Consider the following 16,471-nt stretch of genomic DNA (forward strand, 5'->3'; position numbering starts at 1 on the left):
ACATATACCTGAGTGAATCCGGATGCATCGAGTTTTTCAACTCAGGATCCGGCGATGGTGATGCGCATTTCAAGGCCGCCTTCGTGAATGGTTGTGCCCGGAATGCGTGAACCGGCCTCGGCATCCGGTTTGGTGCGTTGATAGCGGTAGAACAGTGACGCCTGAACGCGCTGACTGATGGAATACCGCACGCGCGGTTCAATGGTGATGCGCGTCGTACCTTCGCGGGGCTGTCCGCCACTCCCGAGATCGTTGATGCTGTATATGCGAGCAGCGTTTTTCGCCAGACTGAAAGCGAGACTGAAGTTGATATCGTTCTTCAAGGTCAATCCGAACATGGGCATGTCGAAACCAGTCTTTTTGAACTCGGAGGTCATGGTGATTTCGTCCATGTTGTCTTCGGTGATGTTACTGGCCGATGTATTGAGGCCGAAAGTCCCCTTCTTGCTCCAGCGGGTCTGCACGCTCAAATCGCCACCCCAAATCTGGTTGAAGCCGAGCTGAATGCCGATAAGCGGTTGGAAATTGTACCCGACCTGTTTGGTTTCGGTGATGCGCGAACCGTCGTCCTGACTCAGCCGCCAGCTGTCACCGTACGAGGAGGAGTACCGATGTTCCAACGAAATGCGGTCTGCGAGACCTGCGAGAAGGCTCCATTTTTCGACGCCGTCCCAGCGAATACCCCAGTTGACACGAGGGAGGAAATTCGCAAGAATCGCGTTGAGCCAGGGAATAGCCTCGAAGCCGTCCTCAAACGCTTGACCCAGCTTTTCGGATTCGGTGCGTCCGTCCGATGCGTCGTTGAGCAGTTCCTGGAATCGTTCGTTGACGGCATTCATGTTGGTGTTGAAATAGCTGAAGAACATGAAATCCGGAAAGGCCAGGAAGGAGCGCTCGAGTTTCCCGCTCGTCGTGACGCTCGTGATGATCTGTTCGCCCAGATCCGTGGTTCGTATCTGATAATTCTTGTTGATCGACCAGCGCAAATCCCAGGTAAGATCCAAGCGGGCGCCTTCCCAGAGCGGACGATTTGTCTTGATGGAGAAGGTATTGGATTGCGCGTAATTATCTGCAAAGGTTCCGGTCGGATTTGGCGCCCGCAAGCCCCGTCGGTAATCTTCGATGCCGATGAAAGGAAAACTGCTGCGGAAAGCAAGCCGTCCGGAGGAAGGATTCGGATCACTTATGAGGCCGAGCTGATAGAGTTGCGAAGGACCGACGTCGGCATTGGGCGGATTGCCGAAGGGGTTGCTTGTCCAGAACGTGCTGAAACCGGTTTGGCCGCGTACGCCGCCAACGGTGCTGCTGTTGTTCTGCGCAAACGTGAAGCCGAGATTATCGAAATCGAGGAAGGGAACCTTGATACCGTAGTACAAAATGTCGCCTAGTGTGCCAAAAACAGCCGAGGCTGGATTCCACCCTCCTGCGGACTCTGCACCTTCTTCGCCTTCCGGTTCCACCTCGTTGCGCAACAGCCCGATTGCACGCTTACGAACAAGCTGAATTTCTTCATTGAGTTTGACAAGCCGTTCAATGTCTTCGTCACCTTTGGCATTTGCCTTCATGTCGCGCATTTGGCTTTCCTGCTCGACGACGGGACGGAGCTTCTCAATCTCGCGCGCGAAGCGCGCCGGATCACGCTCTTCAAGACGTTGCAGCAACTCACGGAGCGGGAGATTCTCGATACGCTCGGAGTCGTCGCCGGTGTCCTCGGGTGGCGATTCGGGTTGAACCGTACGTCTTCCGGGCATTGGTTTCCTGTCGGGGACGGGAGCGGTTGTGCCGCTCTTGCCGAAGAGCGGTTCAAACATCTGGCGAAGCTTGACATTGAGCGTCGAATTGATGCTCGCGTTGTAGCTCGCTGTCCGACCCTGGTCGGCTTGCTGAATATTCTGCTGCCAGTTGTAAGACACTGTGTAGCCCGCGCTCAGGTCGATGAAGCGGTCGAGATTGAGAATGCGCGGTATTGCGGGTCGACTCTGGAGCGAGAATTGCTGCTGATAATTTGTGGGTGGACCGAGGTTAATTCCACCGTTTTTGAAAAAGATGTCACCGAAAATCGCCGAGCTTTGCCGTTGCGTGACGACAGGGATACCGAATTCATCGAGAACGGCATCGCCATTTTCATCGAATACCTGCTCCGTTTCGAGCCCGAGCAGCGAGGTGCGAATATTGGAACCGATACTGCCGCTGAGGTTGAGCAGACTCGCTTCCGAAAGGGTGAAACCCAGATTCGCGGATCGGCCGTGTGTAAACGTACGCGTGTATGGCCGGAAACGGACAGGGAAGCGTTCTACCTCTTCGATGCGCGAACGCTCGAGCGTGGCATCGGTACTCACGCGGGACGGCAGATAGTACCACTTCGCGTCGCGATATGCGTCGAGCAGAAATACGCCGTCAAAGATTTTTTTGAACGGCTGGACGTAGGAGTCGCGATTGAAATCGTACCCATAACCCACACGCGCCTGCCATTGCCAATTTCGGCGAGAACGGTAGACGGGGCTGCGAAAACGCGTTATGGAATAGTTATAACTCATCTCGAGGCGGTTGACCACATCCTGAATCAGCCAACTCTCACCCGGGGCTTTCAAGCGCACAGTGGGGATAGCCCAACTGTCGCGGATTTCCAAGGTCTGTGTTGCGATGCGGGCATTGCGAACCTCGGTGTCAATTTCGCGCTGGGATTTCCCCTCGTTGCGAAGCTTGTCGGCCAGCGCCGACACCGACGCTTCCACCTCGACGTCAGGGTTGTCCGCGAGCAACAAGGGTTTGCTGAGGTTTTCCGCATGCGAGTACGTCACGCGCACCTGCGTCCCTTTCCAGTCCTGCGGAAAGACGCGATCGATGTTCAGTGTCGTGTTCATGCTCCACGCCGTCGTCCATGCGCGGCTTGCACTGAAACGCTCGGATATGCCGTGGAAATACGGATCGGTATGGGAGACGCTCCCGCTGATATCGGCAATGTCCGCCAAACGGAGGTTCATGGAGGCATTGTAGGCGTAGCCGATTTTGGTGTTGGGCTGGATGACGCGGAGCTCGTTGATCCAGACATTGCCGCTGATGTCACGGGCGTCTTTATTACGGACACCGACGGAAATGAATTGCACGCGGACGATGTCGGGATTCCCGTACACCCAGAAACGCGCATTGGGATTGGTGCGTGTGGGGAAATCGTCATACCCGGAGTTTTCGTCAATGACCGCCTTGATGGCCGTCAGCTCGGAAAAATCAATATCTACCTCGTTCTCGGATGCCCAGCGTGCAGAGATTGGTGCGCGGTATTCGTAGTAATTTGCCGTGTCGATACCAAAGCGCATCACCAGCTCGTACGTCGTGCCCTCCAGCTGTGGATCACCGTGGACGTACATTTTCAGGCGGCGGTAGTTGAACAGGTCGATACCGGTGCCCGGGAAGAGACGGTAGGCCTCGCGCAGCGTATCGGGCTCGAGATTGTCGAAACGGAGATTCAGAGACTGTTCATTGCCGAAAATCTGTTGATCCGGTCGGGTGCGATCGCGGGGACGGATGACGCCGGGAGGGACGTCATATTCCGGATTGTCCTCGACATTGACCACCGACACGGCGAATTTGGGATCGTTGCGCAGGCGCTCGTACCACTGATTACCGACAAGATTGAACTCTGCGATGCGAACGTTGATCGGCTGATCATTCGGGCTTTCGATGTCGGTAAGAGTAACGCGGAGATACTCCACATTGTCCAGCGCCGGGGTGCCGACGCGATCGTCAGGATTGTTCAGCGGAATACGGAACTGGTACCAGCCATTGGTGCCACCACCCACAACGTACGGATTGCGGTCTATCGCGTTCAGATTGAACTTGCTCGTATCCAGGTCGATGATATAGCGGAAGTAGTCATTGGCCAGATCGAGGATACTGTTGTTGTTCAAATCTTCGGTGTCCGGGAATTGCCCGGCGGGATCGCCATTCTCCTGATCACCGTTGCCCTGCGTGCCGTTGAAGCGCGTCCAGTCGTTGGGATCGTAAGAAAAATTGTCACCACTTGGATCGTCACCCGGAATCAGTCCCGCAGCGATCTGTGCGGCGTAAACGCTGCGTTCCTGCTCGTCGGTCAGCATGTCGAGGCCGACGTCCTCGCCCGAGTTGAGAATGCCGTTGCGGATGGATCCCGGGAGCACATCGTCTTCGGAGTCCAGCTTCGCATTCGGGATGACATCCTCCGAAACTTTGCCCATGTCGATGATCATTTTACCGCCGCTGTGATTGTCCACCTTCATCCACATCTCGATGTAGTTGAAGTTGCCATCCACCAGGTTGGAGGCATTGGACGGCAGCAGGCGGATGATACCGGCCCAATTCCTCCGCTGTACACCGAGGTCGGGAGTATAATTGAAGGAGCCACGACGCGCGGGGTAATAATCCAGATCAAGGACGGTCACACGCTGGTCTTCTCGGGCCACGCTTTTCTCGGGCCAGATGTCGTCGACGCGCACTGTTTTAGGTGAGAGCGAGGTGATGGGCAGGTTGTACCAATCGAGTTTCGCCCTGTTGGTGTTCATGGTGCTGTCATTGGGAGCATTATTCGTCGGGAGGATATTCGGCACCGATCCGAGTCGCCAGACCGAGTACGCGGTCTGCAGCGGGATGAAGATACGTGAACCTTCGAAATCATCCAGATACGCAATCCCCTCTCCGTTATCCGATGGGATGGTGCTGGACTTCGTCTCACCGCCGGGCAGAACCACGGCCGCTTCACCCTGCAATGACAGTGATGATTTCTCCTTGGTGGAAATGAACGGAAGCGTATTCAACGCATCAGTGAGCACGGGAAGATCAATGATGGTCTTGGCGTCAATGCCGAACATCGTGTTGCTGATCGGCTCTTCGCCGATGCGCACCTTGTCGCTCAGGGTTTTTTGATTCAGGCTCAGTAAGGTGAATCCGAAATAGCTGTCCTTGTTCAGATCCACTTCGCCGCGGGCACCCACCAATGTCTTGGAGGCGAAGGTGAAGAGATCCTGCTTCTCAAAGTCGATTTCCAGTTTTGCTCCCGGCGCGAGTGCTTCTTCCTTGAGGATTTGGACGGAGCCGATCTGCTCGTTCACCGTGTAGTCCACACCGGGGGTGAGGGGTGAACCGTTCAACGTGACGCGAACCGAACCCGGCACAACATTGAATCCAAGCTGATACATCGCTGAACTCGATCCGCGCGTTGTTCCGACAATGAGGATTTTGTCAAGACCGCTCTGTCTGGCCTGCGACTTGGTCTGCGTGTACAATTCCTTGAAGAGATACGGCTGAATAGTCGCGACGGGTTGATTTGGTAAGAGCTGGGTGAAATTGTTCAGAAGCCCGTCTCCCCACGGTTCGAGTGTCGGGAAGATGATTTCACCGCGTACGGGATTGACGGTGAGGCCCGGGAGAAAATCGATTTTTCCGTCCGGGTAACCGCCATTGTCGTCCGTATTGTCCAGACCGAAAAGACGTATCAACTGTGCGCTGATGTCGGGGAGAACCTCCTGGTCTGGTTGTCCTCCGCTGCGATAGATGAGTTTGAAGTTGGCGAGGTCCTCGGCGCGCATGTTGCGCGTGTTGAGCGAATACACACTCTTTACCTTTTGCTTCCAGGCTTTCTCGAAGGAAGGTGTAAGGTTACGCGGTTTGACGAGCTTCAGCACCATGCGTGAAAAGACGTCCTGACCGTTCGCGTCCTTGTACACCTTCAGTCGCGGATCACCGGCGAAGGTACCGAAGACGATATCATCGTCGGGACGGAGATCCGAAGGGCCTTCGATGCGATAGGCCACAGCGATGACCTGGTCGTCCTGCAAGCTCTGATTGAGCGCCAGAATACCGGTTGCAGTGTTGATGCTGTAATCGATATCTCTCTGCAGGCGTTTGAATTTGCCGGCCTCGATTTCTCCCGATTTCGGATCCACGCGGATGTTCGGATCGAGATATTGCGCGTAGGAAGAGGGGAAGTCCGCGGCCGACGGGTTGTAGCCTTCCGGGTTGTCAATGAAGGCGATGGCTTCCCGCTCCTGCGGATCGGTAATCACGCCCGAGGTGGCGGGGCGTGAAACCCATACCTCGAGCTCTTTGATAATGAGCTGCGGATTGAGTATCACCGGAGCGGTGGCGTTCTGATCGCGGTGCGAGAAGCGGTAGTTATAATAGGATTCGTACTGGTTTCTGCCCTGGGAATCGTTCTCGCGATACGCGAGATCAACGAAGTAGTAGTTGTCGGAGTACTCGTAGGCGCGTCGCTCGAATTTCTGCTCCTGTGCGCCTCCCGAAATGGCGAGTCTCGAGGATTCACCTTTTTTCTGCGATGCGATGGTGGAGAGGCGCAGGGGACCGATTTTAAACTCGGCTTTGATGCCGAACAGCGCACCACTGCCCTGAATCAGCGTGGAAGGCGTCTGCAGCGAAACGTTACCGGCTTCTACGGACTGCACGATCTCATCTTCGTAGCCGGTGTATTTGATTTTGAGCTGATTCTCGTAATCAAAGGTACGCTCCGTACTCCAGTCTGCCCGAATACTCAGCTTGTCGCCCACCATGCCATTCACATTGATTTGCACCTGCTGCTTGAAATTGGGCGAGAACTGCGTCGGGCGCAGGAAAACGGACTGCTGATCCGACGACTCGATGCGGAAACCTGCATTGATGTCGATAGCACCGTTGATGCGCACACTGATACGGCTGCGGTCACCGAAGATGCTCATCAACGGATTGGGCGCAATAGGGATGTCAATTTCAGTGATATTTTTCAGCAAATTCTCGAGCGGATCTCCGCTTTCCGTATCAAAGCGGGTAACCTCGGCATTCGTACGGCGTTCACGCTCATAGTTATACCGCGCTCTGATATATTCATCGAGCGTCATGCGGTAGGGGATACGGACGTCGCGACCATTAACCACCTCGCGAATCAGTACTTCGTTCTTCGTGGAGTCGATGGTCACGATGCGCTGGACGGCGTTGGAACTCAGGTATATCGGAGATTCGCGCCCGGGAAACGGCGTGGCAACGGGCGAAGGCTGGCGACGTTCGGGAAGGAATTTCGCACGTGTCGTACTATCCGAAGGCGGGATATTGAGACTGTCGTCCGGCCGCGGAGCAAGAGATGCAGCGAATGCCGCGAGCTCGAGGTCCGCAGCGAACGGATCAGCAATGATCGCTTGCTCTTCCGTCGCAGCGTCGTCCTCTGAGGCGACCAGCAACGCGGAGAGGTCGAACACCGGTCCGCTGTCAGACATCTGAGCCGTAACCTGTTGCTGCTGTCCGGCGCTTGGATTCTCATACGCTGCTGCGGGTGCAAGCGGTTTTTGGAGCAGTGTTTGCGCGGCAAGCATTTCGTTCCAAGCCTGTGCCGCTTCGATAGTCACGCGGTGCCTGGAAAACGAAGGCGCGGTGCTGGCGCCGAGAAACAACAGCAGCGACAGCGCCGATGATGTCAGCAGAACGCCATAATAGCGGACAGGCGAGGACATACCTCGCCCCATGCCCGTCAGACGGGATGTTGGTCTCATACGATTCGTGTTGGCAGTCAAATGTCTCTTGCCGTGTGCGAGTGGAGATCAGTCAAATGTACCGTAGCGCTCGCCTCGATAGAAACCCTTGGGTTGTGGAAAAAGAATAGAGATAGCGTGGTATCGACAATGAGCAGAATTGCTTTAACAATAGTGAAAAACAAAAATACGCAAGATGTCTGCGAAGGTGCAACAAGTGGAGTCCGTGAAATTCGGTATATTGAGATCAGCGCCAAGACAACGTGCGGTGAGGCACAGAATGCATGTTACATCTCCGCAGCCTCTCCCGCAATGGAAAATTTCATGGGTTCATTTCCGACTGCAGTTCATGATCCTTTCCCGGCACATCCTTCGCTCGCATGTTGGTCCGTTCATATTCTCGAACGCGATCATCATTTTCCTGTTTCTTTTGCAGTTTCTAATGAAGCGGGCAGGCGATCTTGTGGGAAAGGGTTTGAGTACCTGGGTCATTCTGGAACTGATCGCGCTCAACCTCGCGTGGATTCTTGTCCTTTCCGTGCCGATGTCCACATTGGTCGCCTCACTGATGGCGTTCGGCAAACTCTCCGCCGACAACGAGACAACTATCATGCGCGCATGCGGCATGAGTCTGTACCGCATGATGACGCCTGTGCTCCTCGCCGGAGCGATGGTGACCGCGGTGCTGATCTGGTTCAACAATTCGGTACTGCCGGAGGCGAACATTCGTCTGCAAACGCTGATGACGGACATCGTTCGTATCAAGCCGACGCTCTCCATCCAGGCAGGGGTGTTCACCACCGAACAGGAACTTCCCAATTACCGCATTCTGGTTCGTACCACTTTCGAGAAGAGCAATGATCTTGAGGGAGTGACCATTTACGATCTTTCCGATCCCGACCGCAGCGTGGTACTCACCGCAGAGCGGGGCAAGGTCAGTTTCTCCGCCGACTACAACAACATCATGATGGACCTTGAATCGGGTGAAATCCATGAGGTTGATGCCGCCACGATGAAGCGCTACCGCATGTTGCGCTTCACACGACACCGGGTATCGATGCCCGCCAGCGGATTCGGCTTTCAACGGACCGATGCTTCGACCATGCGACGCGACGACCGCACGATGAGCTCCGCGATGATGCAAAGCATTGTCGACAGCGTCGCGGCGGTGCAGGAAGAGAAACGTGAACGTTTCGCCGAGAGAATGCAGGGGCACATCCGTGCGTATCTGCGAGGTGCGCCCCGCTTCTATGCCGCTGCCCCGATGCGCTTTCGTGACCTGGGTATGGGTGACAGCACGTCAACCGCGAAGCGGGAAGGTTTCGATACTGTTGCGGTGGCATTTCGTGCACTGAACGATGTGCGGCAGTTGCAAGCGGAGGCGATGGCCGACGCAAGTGGCATCGAGTTCGATGAGCGGCAAATTGATCGCTATCTCGTAGAGATCTATAAAAAATATTCCATTCCGGTCGCCTGTCTGGTTTTTCTGTTCATCGGAATCCCGTTGGGCACCATGGCGAGGCGCGGCGGATTCGGGATGGGAGCGGGGCTCAGTCTCGGTTTCTTCCTTTTCTACTGGGCCTGCCTTATTGGAGGAGAAAAGCTTGCGGATCGCGGTGCTTTCAGTCCCTTCTGGGGAATGTGGCTGGCGAATTTCATTCTTGGCGTGATGGGAGTGCTTTTGACCATTCGTACTGCAAAAGAATCCACCTTCATCGACTGGTCGTTCCTTTCCCGTTTTGTACCGAAAGGATTTCGGGGTGAAGCGTCTTCAGAGGTTGCGGGAAGGAGGATGGGATGATGGGACGCCTTGACCGTTACGTCGCCGTGCAGTTCGTGAAGACCGTATTGTTCGGACTGCTCGCATTCAGTGTGATTTTTATTCTGGTGGATATGATCGAGAATCTCGACGATTTCATCGATCAGAACGTTGCGCTGGAAAACATTATCCTGTACTATGCGTACTTCCTCCCGCGCATTTTCAGTCTCATGGTGCCTGTGGCGATGCTGCTGTCGGCGCTGTTTGTGGTGGGAAGATTGAGTAACAACAACGAGCTTACCATCATCAAATGCGCCGGCAGAAGTTTGTACCGTTTCATGCTGCCGTTACTCGCTGTAGGAGTGATCGTGAGCGGTATCATGCTTGCGTTCGACGGTTGGCTGGTCCCGCACATCAATGCCGCCCGGTTGAATCTCGAGCGCGAGCATCTGAAAAAACACCTGAGCAGTGGTGGTCGGTACAACATGTTTTTCCAGGATCGTGGTCAGCGCATTGTATCCGTGGAGTATTACGACGAGGCCAGCGCAGTCGCGCGAAGGGTGCGTTTGCAGACCTTTGATGAACGCGATCCGACGCGTATGGTGCAGCGGCTCGATGCGGAGCGAATGGAGTGGCGTGAGGATACGCGGGAATGGGTGGCGTTCGTCGGCCTGCAGCGAAGCTTTGGTACGGATACCACCCGGCCCATCCAGGAAAGGGAAACCATAGAGTCCTTCGACAGCCTGCGTTTAGGACCATTGGCTCTCACACCGGAGGTCATTATCCGGATGCAACAGAAGCCCGAGGAACTGGGCCTGGAAGAGTTCCGTGACTATATCGAGCGGCAGCGTCTGGCAGGGAGCGACATCGCGCGTTTGCGGGTGGATTATCACGGGAAGATCGCCTTTCCTTTCGCTTCACTCATCGTAGTCTTCTTCGGGGTGCCTTTCGCTTCCGTCAAGCGCCGCAGCGGTCTGGCCGTGCAGTTCGGTATCAGCATCTTCCTTTTATTCGTGTACATGGTGAGCCAGAAACTCAGCCAGATTTTTGGTTATAATGGGAATATCCACCCTCTGCTGGCTGCCTGGCTGCCGAATCTGTTGTTCCTCGCCGCCGGCGGTACCATTCTTTTCAGGGTGCAAAAATAGCCTTGAATTTCATCAACCTTCATCGTTACCTTAATAGGCTGTGGTCGATTTTCGACTTCAGCTCGATTGCCTCGTTTTACGCTGGAAAGAGAAAATGAGAATAGCACGTGATTTTCACTGGGAGATGGGGCACCGCCTGCCGTTTCACCAGAGCGGCTGCGCCAACATTCATGGACATTCCTATCGCCTCACGGTGGAGCTCACCGGCCGTCTCGATGCCAACGGCATGTTGATGGATTATGGGGAGATGAAGCGTCTTATCATGCCGTTGATCGACGAGCTCGATCACGCGTTTCTGTGTGACGACAAGGACACACTTATGCTGAATTTTCTGAGCGGCAGCGGCCTCAAGTACAAAATCGTCCCCTTCACTTCGACAGCGGAAAACCTCTCGTTGTATCTCCTCGACGAGCTCTGGAAAGTGTTCGAGTCTAAAGCGGAAGTGACAGCATTGAAACTTCGTCTACGAGAAACGGAGATTTCCTATGCCGAAGTTGAGCGTTCAAGAACCGCTTAATCGTTGAAATACAATATTTTACTGCGATTGTTGAAAAAACATTGCATATTCATCCCCGTTTTCTTATTTTCCTGTGTCGTTTTGGCGTCTTCATTTAAAGTAATACCCGAGGTCCGGAATGAAATTCTTCATTGACAGCGCAAATATTGAAGAAATCCGTGAAGCAGCCAGTCTCGGCATTCTGGATGGAGTGACCACGAATCCGTCGTTGGTTGCGAAGGAGGGTCGTAATTTCCGCCAATTGCTCGATGAAATTCTTGCCATCGTGGACGGTCCGGTCAGTGCCGAAGTCGTGTCCGTGGACAACGAAGGAATTTTAAGAGAAGCTCGCGAGCTTGCCGCCATTCATCACAACATCGTCGTCAAGGTCCCACTTATTCGTGAAGGGCTCAAGGCCGTCCGGCAGCTGACGGACGAAGGCATCAAGACGAACGTCACCCTTTGCTTTTCCCCCACGCAGGCCTTGCTTGCCGCCAAGGCCGGCGCCACCTACATCTCGCCATTTATCGGTCGTCTCGATGATATCAGCATCGACGGCATGGAATTGATACAGCAAATCGTCACAATCTACCAAAACTACGATTTCCCGACGCAAGTACTCGCGGCCAGCATCCGACATCCCTTGCATGTAGTGGATGCGGCGCTGATGGGTGCGCATGTCGCGACGATTCCATTCAAAATCATTGAGCAAATGTTTTTCCATCCGTTGACGGACAGCGGTTTGCAGCGTTTTCTCGATGACTGGAAGAAACACGAGACAAAGCTCGTTTGACAGACGATCTCAACCTTTTTTTCATATTTATTTCTGGCTGACTGTAATGAAGCGTACAGCATTTCATGACATCCATGTGCGTCTCGGCGCCAAAATGGTCGAGTTCGCAGGTTTTCACATGCCCATTCAATACTCAGGTATTATCGCGGAGCACAAACGCGTACGCAGTACTGTTGGCGTATTCGACGTCACGCACATGGGAGAGTTCGAGGTTCGCGGGGCGGATGCGTTTTCCTTTGTCCAGCGCATGACCACAAACGACGTGACGAAGCTGGCGGAGGGTCAAGTGCAGTACTCGACGATGTGCTACGATCACGGGGGCATCGTTGACGACCTCTTGGTGTACCACTGTGGCGATTTTCTCCAACTTGTGGTAAATGCATCCAATCTCGAGAAAGATTTCAACTGGCTCAAGGAGCACATCCAGGGTGATGTGCAGCTCATCGACAAAAGTGATGAGACCGCGCTGCTTGCCGTGCAGGGCCCGAAATCCCTTGATACACTGCAGAAGCTGACGAGCACCGATCTTTCATCCCTGAAATACTACACCTTCACGCGTGGTGACATCGCAGGAATTCCCTGTATGATATCCCGAACGGGATACACCGGAGAACTCGGTTTCGAACTGTACACCACGGCCGATGAGGCTGCCGCTGTACGGTTGTGGGACGCCATCTTCGAGGCAGGCAAAGAATTCGACATCGAGCCGATCGGATTGGGTGCGCGCGACACCTTACGGCTCGAAGTGGGTTTCTGCCTGTACGGAAACGACATTGACCAGACTACCCATCCGCTCGAAGCCAAGCTCGGTTGGATTACCAAGTTGCAGAAGGGCGATTTCATCGGCAGGGATGCCATGATGAAGGCAAAGGAAGAAGGCTTAAAGCGCGCGCTTGTCGGTATGACGGTTGAGGGCCGCCTGGTACCGCGTCATGGGTATCCCATTTCCGTAAGCGGGACCGAATGCGGCGTGATCACCTCCGGCACCATGTCACCCATGCTGGAAAAGGGCATCGCCATGGGGTATGTCCCGGTCGAGCATAGCCAGCCAGGAAGCCAGATCGATGTCATGATTCGTAATCAGATGGTACCGGCCACGGTGGTTAGGTTGCCGTTCATCGAGAAACAATAAAGGAGGTCGCTTCCGCCCGGTCACACCTTTTTGCACAGGATTTCGTTCACTGTTCCTGCAGCGAAGTGGCGGGGGGAGCGAAACGCTCCGCGTTGAGAAGAAAAAACAAACATAACGCACAGGAAGCCGCTCCGACGCCGAAGAGGAGTCTGGATGCAAAGCGCAAGCTCGACATCATCGGCATGATGATGATGGTACTCGCGCTGCTTCTCCTTTTAGCCTTCGTTTCGCATTCGCATGCGGATGAGACGGTTGCCGACGTCGGCATGGTGGACTTTCTGCGGTTGTTTGGCGGTGATCCTGAGATTCAGGCGCGGGCCGACACGACATCCAACTGGTTGGGACTATTCGGCGCGATCATCGCGAACTTCTTTATCAACATCACCGTCGGATATTTCTCAATCGCCTTCCCCATACTCCTCATGCTCTGGGGGTGGTCCATTTTCCGAAGGCGCGACCTGAGAACACTCGCGTATTACACGAATTACTCACTTGTGCTCGTGCTTCTGCTGTCCGCGTTTCTCGGCTTGCTGCGGCTGATCTCATGGATGCCCGATATCTCCGTATCCTGGTCGGGCAACATAGGAGATTTCGTCGCCGGTTTGATTTCGCGGCTCATCGGTACCACGGGCGGAATCATCATCATCTTCGCCACGATAGTGATTCTCGCGGTCGTAGCCGTGGACTACGATATTCAGGCATCGCTGGACAGAGTGAGGAACGGATGGCGCTGGGTGATGGACAGAATCGGCGGAAAGGCGACAACGTTACAAGCCGCGTTCCAGACCGAGCGTGAAGCGCTTGCCTCGGAATTGCGCGAGAGCCCCGCGGCAAGCAGCGTTGACGCCCCCCCCGCAGTGGTGAAGAGCAAAAAAACCGCTTCAGCGAAGGGTGATGTGCCCGAGCCGTCACCGGTGGTATTGCAGCCGCTTCAACGCCAGACACAGGTTTCGATCGCCCGGCCGTGGAGTGCCGACGCACCCTCGGACGTGCCATCCTATGCTGTCGACGATGCGGGGACCCCGCGTTCCAACGGCACCATCTCGCGCGACGCCATCGACGGGTTGCGCGAAATTTTCGGTCCTGCGCCCGATGCTGCCGCGGCAGCTGGTCCCGTTGCCGCCTCAACAGGCGCGGGGTCCACAGCTTCGGCGAAAGCCGCGGGTGAAGCAACTGAGCGCGTCCGGGAGAAAAACGGTGCTACACCGCGATTGACCGACCACGGGAGCGATACACTAAAAGCCGCGAAGCACGATCCTCCGAAGGATGATCCCGACATCGCTGCGGACATCCCTTTGTCCAGCGTGATGCTCAACGAGCACGAGCGAAAGGCGGTTCAGCAAGCTGTTGCCCGCAAGGTGATGCAGTCCGAAGCGGACGAAGACATTGATTCCATCAATCAGAAACTTGCGAAGACTCGCCTGGAATACACGATGCCGCCGCCGGATTTGCTGGATCCCCAGCGCAGCGGAAGTACCGTATCGGATGCAGAACTTCGACTGAAAGCCGACCAGGTCAAGGAGAAACTTGCTGTATTCGGTATCGGCATCACGAGCATTTCCGTTGCCCCGGGACCAGTGGTGACGCTCTTTGAGCTCGTACCCGATTCCAGTGTCAAGATCAGCAAAATTGTTTCGCTTGCGGATGATCTCGCTCTTGCTCTTGCCGCGCGCGGAATACGCATCATCGCGCCTATTCCCGGGAAGAGCGCGGTGGGCATCGAAATACCGAATAATCAGCCCGAAATTGTCGGCTTTCGTTCCGTCGTGACGTCGCCGGAGTTTCAGCGTTCCCGGCACAAGCTCACCCTCGGCATGGGTAAATCCATCAACGGCACCGTCGTCTGCGACGATCTGGCGAAGATGCCACATCTGCTCATTGCCGGCGCGACCGGTTCCGGAAAAAGCGTCGGTATCAATGTGATGATCACGAGTCTGCTGTACCGGATGCGTCCGCAGGATGTGAAGTTTGTGATGATCGATCCGAAGAAAATCGAGCTCGCACAGTACCGGGGGTTGAATCGTCACTTCCTTGCGGTGTGCGCGGATATTGATGAAGAGATCATCACCGATCCCGCCAACGCGGTGATTGTGTTGAAGAGTCTGGAGTTGGAGATGGATATGCGTTACACCAAGCTGGCCAAGGCGGGTGTACGACATGTGGATGATTACAACGAGAAGGTGAAGACCGGCCAGTTGCGTGACAGTGAAACGCTCAAGCACTATCAGCTCCCCTGCATTGTCGTCATTATAGACGAACTTGCGGATTTGATGATCACCGCCGCCCGCGAGGTGGAGGAACCGATAGCGCGTCTCGCCCAGCTCGCCCGTGCAGTCGGCATACATCTTGTTGTCGCCACGCAGCGTCCGTCCGTCGACGTCATCACCGGTGTCATCAAGGCCAACTTCCCTGCGCGCGTGGCATTTCAGGTTGCGAGCCGCATTGATTCGCGCACCGTGCTGGATACGCAGGGAGCGGAGCAATTACTCGGCAACGGCGATATGTTGTTTGTTCCCGGTGGCCATCCGAAGCCGGTACGCATTCAGAACGCCTATCTCTCCACCGCCGAAGTGGAGCGGGTAGTAGAATTCATTTCAGAGCAACAGGGTTTTCAAAGGCCCTATACTCTGCCGTCGGTGCGTGCGCTGCAGAAAACGAAATCACGCGATGAGACGGAAGGATTTGACGATCTGGTCTATGAAGCCGCCCGCCTCATTGTCCGGCATCAGCAGGGCTCGGTGTCGCTGTTGCAGCGTCGGCTCAAGATCGGGTATTCGCGGGCCGCGCGCATTGTGGATCAACTCGAGACCGTGGGTATCGTCGGACCCTACGACGGGAGCAAAGCCCGTCAGGTCATGGTAGAAGACGAATCCACTCTCGAGTCCATTTTACAGGAGCTTTGAAATGTTGAGAAACAGTACACGCCTGTTGGCGATTGCGATGCTTGTCGTTCTCCCGTTGTCCTTTGCTTTGAGCATCGATGCCCGCGAGATTATAGAGAATGTGCAAGAGCGCTACGATGATTTGAAGGATGTCACGATTTCGTTTCAGCAGTCTGTCCGTTTCCGCGTTTCCCGCTCGGAGCAGTCGGTCAAAGGCACGCTCTATTTTAAGAAGCCGAACAAATACCGCATCGAAACGGAGGAGCGTACCGTCGTAACGGACGGCAAGACGTCGTGGTCGTACAATCAGAAGAATCGGCAGGTAGTCATCGACACGTATAAGCCGGATGCGCACGGTCTTTCACCGGAGCGTCTGCTTCTTCAGTATCCCAAGGATTATTATTCGACACTGGTGGGTGAGGAGCAGGTAGGCAAGCTCAAGTGCCACGTGCTGAAACTCACACCGAAGGAGGACAATTCATTTGCGACGGCGCTCAAGATTTGGGTGAGCAAAGATTGGTACATCAGGAAGGTGGAGGTGACGGACATCAACGGCGCGGTGACGACGTACGTGATTGAAACGCTTTCTGCGGATCAGAAACTGCCGGACAGCAGGTTCGAGTTTCAGGTCCCGGACAAATCGGAGATAATTGATCTGCGGTAATTGAGTCCCGCGGTCATAGCGATACATCCATCGGACAACAAACACAAAAGGCGCCACCGTCAGCGGAGCGTCACACGGGTAAAAACGTGATGTCATTATTTTGACAA

8 protein-coding genes are annotated in these 16,471 nt (G+C 54.9%); 7 read left to right on the forward strand and 1 reads right to left on the reverse strand.

Features of this window, described 5'->3' with window-relative positions; all coding sequences use genetic code 11:
- Positions 1 to 41: 41 nt before the first annotated feature.
- Positions 42 to 7,511, reverse strand: coding sequence for a cell surface protein SprA (gene sprA / locus M5R41_14760; GenBank protein MCZ7557656.1), 7,470 nt, complete (start codon positions 7,509 to 7,511; stop codon positions 42 to 44).
- 328 nt (positions 7,512 to 7,839) lie between these two features.
- Here sprA and M5R41_14765 point away from each other — a divergent pair, with 328 nt between their 5' ends.
- The 7 genes from M5R41_14765 (at position 7,840) to lolA (ending at position 16,364) form a co-directional block, all read left to right on the forward strand.
- Entirely contained in the window at positions 7,840 to 9,291 is a 1,452-nt protein-coding gene (locus M5R41_14765) for an LptF/LptG family permease (protein ID MCZ7557657.1), read from the forward strand.
- A complete protein-coding gene (locus M5R41_14770) occupies positions 9,288 to 10,397 on the forward strand; it encodes an LptF/LptG family permease (protein ID MCZ7557658.1) in 1,110 nt (369 codons plus the stop codon). Before M5R41_14765 ends, M5R41_14770 begins: the two co-directional genes overlap by 4 nt.
- Positions 10,398 to 10,491: 94 nt before the next feature.
- Positions 10,492 to 10,914 carry a 6-pyruvoyl tetrahydropterin synthase family protein gene (locus M5R41_14775; GenBank protein MCZ7557659.1) on the forward strand — a complete coding sequence of 141 codons (423 nt, stop codon included), beginning with the start codon at positions 10,492 to 10,494 and terminating at the stop codon, positions 10,912 to 10,914.
- A 118-nt stretch (positions 10,915 to 11,032) separates the two neighbouring features.
- A complete protein-coding gene (fsa, locus tag M5R41_14780; protein MCZ7557660.1) occupies positions 11,033 to 11,686 on the forward strand; it encodes a fructose-6-phosphate aldolase in 654 nt (217 codons plus the stop codon).
- A gap of 46 nt (positions 11,687 to 11,732) precedes the next feature.
- Positions 11,733 to 12,818: a glycine cleavage system aminomethyltransferase GcvT gene (gcvT, locus tag M5R41_14785; protein MCZ7557661.1), complete on the forward strand. Its 1,086-nt coding sequence runs from the start codon at positions 11,733 to 11,735 to the stop codon at positions 12,816 to 12,818.
- A 92-nt stretch (positions 12,819 to 12,910) separates the two neighbouring features.
- Positions 12,911 to 15,721 (forward strand): DNA translocase FtsK, encoded by a 2,811-nt coding sequence (locus M5R41_14790; protein MCZ7557662.1) that lies wholly within the window; start codon positions 12,911 to 12,913, stop codon positions 15,719 to 15,721.
- Between the two features lies 1 nt (position 15,722).
- Positions 15,723 to 16,364 (forward strand): outer membrane lipoprotein chaperone LolA, encoded by a 642-nt coding sequence (gene lolA / locus M5R41_14795; protein MCZ7557663.1) that lies wholly within the window; start codon positions 15,723 to 15,725, stop codon positions 16,362 to 16,364.
- Positions 16,365 to 16,471: the final 107 nt, after the last annotated feature.

The sequence above is a fragment of the Bacteroidia bacterium genome (assembly GCA_027493955.1).
GTDB lineage: Bacteria > Bacteroidota > Ignavibacteria > SZUA-365 > SZUA-365 > JAOSJT01.

Bases quoted from the DNA above. Each gene is read 5' to 3' on its own strand.
- fsa (MCZ7557660.1), top strand. From the start codon at position 11,033: ATGAAATTCTTCATTGACAGCGCAAATATTGAAGAAATCCGTGAAGCA.
- gcvT (MCZ7557661.1), top strand. From the start codon at position 11,733: ATGAAGCGTACAGCATTTCATGACATCCATGTGCGTCTCGGCGCCAAA.
- lolA (MCZ7557663.1), top strand. From the start codon at position 15,723: ATGTTGAGAAACAGTACACGCCTGTTGGCGATTGCGATGCTTGTCGTT.
- M5R41_14765 (MCZ7557657.1), top strand. From the start codon at position 7,840: ATGATCCTTTCCCGGCACATCCTTCGCTCGCATGTTGGTCCGTTCATA.
- sprA (MCZ7557656.1), bottom strand. From the start codon at position 7,511: ATGAGACCAACATCCCGTCTGACGGGCATGGGGCGAGGTATGTCCTCG.
- M5R41_14775 (MCZ7557659.1), top strand. From the start codon at position 10,492: ATGAGAATAGCACGTGATTTTCACTGGGAGATGGGGCACCGCCTGCCG.
- M5R41_14770 (MCZ7557658.1), top strand. From the start codon at position 9,288: ATGATGGGACGCCTTGACCGTTACGTCGCCGTGCAGTTCGTGAAGACC.